Source organism: Limosilactobacillus coleohominis, from assembly GCF_016901675.1.
Classification (GTDB): domain Bacteria; phylum Bacillota; class Bacilli; order Lactobacillales; family Lactobacillaceae; genus Limosilactobacillus; species Limosilactobacillus intestinavium.
In genome coordinates this window covers 1-4,628 of the sequence record NZ_JACJKU010000093.1, presented here as the reverse complement: position 1 = coordinate 4,628, position 4,628 = coordinate 1, and the positions used below count along the sequence as shown (strand labels likewise).

General features: G+C 36.3%; 4 protein-coding genes. 3 read left to right on the top strand and 1 reads right to left on the bottom strand.

Going from position 1 to position 4,628, the window contains the following annotated elements:
- The first annotated feature begins 233 nt into the window (after positions 1 to 233).
- From tpiA to H5975_RS07310, 3 genes are read left to right on the top strand one after another with little or no spacing between them, the layout of a single operon-like run.
- Positions 234 to 1,013, top strand: a complete 780-nt coding sequence (gene tpiA / locus H5975_RS07320; RefSeq protein ID WP_204785494.1) for a triose-phosphate isomerase — start codon at positions 234 to 236, stop codon at positions 1,011 to 1,013.
- A gap of 17 nt (positions 1,014 to 1,030) precedes the next feature.
- Positions 1,031 to 1,918: a class II fructose-1,6-bisphosphate aldolase gene (gene fba, locus H5975_RS07315; protein WP_204785493.1), complete on the top strand. Its 888-nt coding sequence runs from the start codon at positions 1,031 to 1,033 to the stop codon at positions 1,916 to 1,918.
- An 18-nt stretch (positions 1,919 to 1,936) separates the two neighbouring features.
- Entirely contained in the window at positions 1,937 to 2,590 is a 654-nt protein-coding gene (locus H5975_RS07310; protein WP_204785492.1) for a histidine phosphatase family protein, read from the top strand.
- Positions 2,591 to 2,732: 142 nt separating this feature from the next.
- Here the strand turns inward: H5975_RS07310 and H5975_RS07305 are convergent, their stop codons facing one another.
- Positions 2,733 to 4,073, bottom strand: coding sequence for an FAD-dependent oxidoreductase (locus tag H5975_RS07305; RefSeq protein WP_204785491.1), 1,341 nt, complete (start codon positions 4,071 to 4,073; stop codon positions 2,733 to 2,735).
- Positions 4,074 to 4,628 lie beyond the last annotated feature (555 nt).

Sequence of the window (4,628 nt, the reverse complement as noted above, 5' to 3'; positions counted from 1 at the left end):
TTTTATGACATTCCATTAATATATATTTAATTTGCTAATCATCATTACCATTAAAGCAATATCAAATTAATTTAAAATAAATTATAAAAAATTTGACTTAATAGAGTAAAAGTATAATAATACAAATTGTTAAGGCAATAATCATTAAACACAATCCATTTTGAACTATACCAATTTAAATGCCTTAATATAATTTCAAAAATTAATAATATAGAGTAAAGTGAGGCTGACAAATGCGAAAACCTTTTATAGTAGCTAACTGGAAGATGCACAAAAACGTAGAACAGTCGGTTGCATTCCTACATAAAGTTCTCGATCGACTTCCTAATGGTGATCATGTTGATATTGGTATCGCTCCTCAATCTTTCGCCACTTATCCAATGATTGAAATTACACAGCACACTAATTTACAAATCATTAGCCAAAATGCCGCTACTAAATATGATGGAGCTTATACCGGTGAAATTAGTGTCAAAGATTTGAAAGATATGGGAATTAATTACGTAATGCTGGGGCATTCTGAACGACGACGCTTCTTTCATGAATCAAATCAAATTGTTAATCAGAAAGTCCTGGCTGCCGCTAATATTGGAGTAACTCCTATTGTTTGTACTAATGAGGATGAAGAATCCATTGTAATAAACAATAAAAGATACTACATATTAAGACAACTTCATAATGTACTACAAGGTCTTTCAATAGAGCAATTGCAGAAGGTCATCCTTTCCTTTGAACCAACTAGCTCAATCGGTGAAGGACACGAAATGAATCTGCAATTGGCTGAACGAGGATGTCAACTTCTTCGTCAACAAATCAGGTTATTCTACGGAAATGATGTAGCAAACAGAATTCGAATTTTATATGGTGGTAGTGTTAATCCAGAAAATATTGCTCAAGTAATGGATCAACCAGATGTCGATGGCGTTTTAATTGGTCGAGCAAGTCTCGACCCTGAAAAATTTGTCCAAATGGCAAACTACCAAAATAATTATGCTTTAGCACTACAAAATTAAATTGGAGGTTATTAACTATGGCTAAATTAGTAAACGGTAATGATATTTTTAAAGATGCTCGCAAGAATCACTATGCAGTTGGTGCTTATAATATTAACAACCTGGAATGGACTCGTGCTATTTTAAGAGCTGCTCAAGAAACCCAAACCCCTGTTTTAGTACAAGTATCAATGGGTGCATCACGTTATATGGGTGGTTATAAATTTGTAAAAGATATGGTAATGGATCAAATGGATTCTATGGGAATTAATGTTCCTGTCATTCTTCACTTGGACCACGGTGATTTTGATGCAGCACTGGAATGTATTAATTTAGGTTACCCATCAGTAATGTTTGACGGTCATAAATTACCAATTCAAGAAAATTATGAAAAAACTGCTGAAATCGTCGCTCTAGCACATGAACGCGGCATTTCTGTTGAAGCAGAAATAGGAAAAATTGGTGAGAATCAAGACTCTGCTAGTGGTGAATTAGCATCTGTTGATGATGCTATTCGATTTGCTAACCTTGGCGTTGATAAATTAGCTTGTGGAATTGGTAATATTCACGGGATTTATCCAAAAAACTGGCAAGGATTAAACTTTGATCGACTTAATGAAATTGCTCATGCGATTTCAATCCCACTAGTATTGCACGGTGGATCTGGTATTCCAAAGGATCAGGTACAAAAAGCTATCTCACTGGGTATCAGCAAAGTTAATATCAATACCGAATTCCAATTGGCATTCCAAAAGGCAACTCGTGAATATATTGAAGCTCAAAAAGATTTAGATCAAATGCATAAAGGATATGATCCTCGTAAACTACTTCTCCCTGGTACCGAAGCTATAACTGATTCAATGAAGGAAATGATTTCTTGGCTTGGCACCCCATCATTAACTAAAAAGGCCGTTGTATTTGCTTAAGATGGAGGAATAAGTTTTATGTCTACCAATGTTTACTTTATTCGTCATGGTGAAACTTACTTCAATTGTTTTGCTCGACTTCAGGGCTGGTCAGATACCCCACTAACTGAAAAAGGTAAAGCAGATGCGGAACATATAGGTAAGGTTCTATCTTCATTAAAAATTGATTACCTCTTCTCTAGCGATTTAAAACGAGCTATTGACACTGCCAAGATACTAATTGCACAGAATCATAAGACTGATATTACAGTACCTGTCCAAAAGGAACTTTTTAGAGAAGTTTTTTACGGCTCATTTGAAGGCCATAGTAACGAAGAAGGAGCCATTTGGGGAAGTCACTTAGCAGGAAAAAGATTCCGTAGAATTGGTGAATTAGTAAATGAATTTGGTGTCGAAAAGTCACATAATTTGCTACGAGAAGCTGATCCTGCACATCTTGCAGAAGGTAGTGAACAGCTTAATCATCGAGTTCAAAAAGCATTAGATTTCCTAAAAAGTTTGCCAGATGGCAAAAATGTTGTTGTTGCCAGCCACGGATCTATCATTCAATATATTGCAAGCTTTGTAGATGGACATAAAACTTATGGTAATCTCGACAATGGCGCAATGATGCAACTCGTAATTTCAAATGGTCAATTTAAAGTAAAAGAATATAACAAAACTACCCTTTAAAATCTCTGATTAAAATGAGGTGCTAACGTTGGTTTTACCAAAGCGTTAGCACCTCATTTTTTATGTTTTTCACCTATTATTGTGAATCTTTCTTAGATTCTGCTTTATGCGATTCCCTAGTAATTATAAATAACTAAAGACATTAATTTACCGGATTCTTCAATAAATCATTGAAAGCTTCAGAAATCGTAGGATGAGTATAAATTTGATCTCGCAGCATCATATATGGTAACTGAGCACGCATTGCCAAGGCGACCATATTAATGATTTCGTGAGATTCAGGAGCATAAATCGTCGCCCCAATGATCGTCTTCGTATCTCGATCAACCAACATCTTCAACATTCCCCGCTTGTCTTTTAGGACTTTTGCCTTCGGAATGGCTGCTACTGGCATTTTGAACAGTTCATAATGCTTTCCAGCCACTTGAGCTTGCTTTTCAGTTAAGCCGACTTGAGAAAGCGGTGGTTCAATGAACACACTAGTTGGAACAACTCCCCGATTAGTGGTTTGGCGTGTCCCATCGCCGTATAGTTCGCTTTTAATTATACGGAAATCATCTAATGAAATGTATGTAAACTGTGGTCCGCCTTTCACATCACCAATTGCCCAAACATTCGGTACAGTAGTATGTAAGTGTGAATCTACCTTGATTGCTCCGTCGCTTGCCAATTGAATGTCAGTGTTCTCCAGTCCAAGTTTTTCTGTAACCGGATGACGACCAGCCGGTACAAGAACTTTATCAGCGGTGATGGTTTGTTCATGGTTATTCTCTTCATACGTCAAAATTGTTTGTTGATCTTGATCCTGCACCTTTTTAAGGGCAACATCCATCTTGATTTCAACGCCAAGCTTTTGCAAATTTTCAGCTACCATTGTCGCAACATCGTCATCTTCTCGCGCAAGGAAAGTTGCATGATGATCTAACATGGTGACATGAGCACCGAAACTGGCAAACATCGCTGCAAATTCTAAACCGATATAACCGGCTCCAACAATGACCAGTTTCTTTGGTAATTTGGGCAGTTCCATTGCTGTTGTTGAGGTTAACAGGTTCTGACTATCTTTTAGTCCCGGTATTGTTGGAATATTTGGCGTTGCACCAGTATTGATGAAAATTCGTTCACCTTCGAACTCTTTAAGGCCACTAGCTGTTTTTACCGCAATTGTGTGATTTCCTGTAAAATGAGCGATTCCATCTAAGACCGTTACCGTTTTTTCATCAGCTAACATATGATAGTTCTTATCACGTAATTGGTTCACCATCTGAATTTTGCCTTGAATAGCAGCTGCAAAATCTGTCCCCCTAGCGGCTTCGGTAATTAACCGCTTTGATGGTAAACAAGCAATATTAATGCATGTTCCACCGTACATCTGAGGAGACCTTTCAACAACAAGTACTTCTTCACCGCGTTGTGCTAAAAACTTTGCAAGGGTCTTTCCACCCTTACCAAAACCAATAACAATATTTTGGACTTTTTGCATATTCATAGTCCTCCTTGAATTTTTACTACCATTATACTAATTAATAGTAAGTTGTCACTCTATTTTATTAATTAACAATTAATAGCAACCTAATGAATTGTCTTAGTACAACTGACTCTAACGGTCTCATTGAATTGAAAAATCTGATGATTAAACGTATCCACCTAACTACTCTTGAAATGATCAATTTTAATTATTTAGTGGCTTGTATTCCATTAAGACAAATGTAAAGCAATTCCTGAAATGCTTTACATTACTTACAAATTACTCATTAAAAAATCATCAAATAGTAGGCGATTATGGATATACATATTATTAACGAGTTTAAAACTGACGATCAAATAATTAAGACGCTGGAATCATTGTAATATCAACCAGAATTCCACTTTTGGTGCACGGTCTGCTGATTTTTATGTAATCGTGCACCAACTTTAGAATTTTAAAGAATTGGTGGATTATAGAATGAAGTTAGCCACCCAGTTGGTGGTAAATAAAAAAACGCCATTCGGCGTGACATCAGGTATCATATTAAGTGAACCAAACCTATATGAAAGG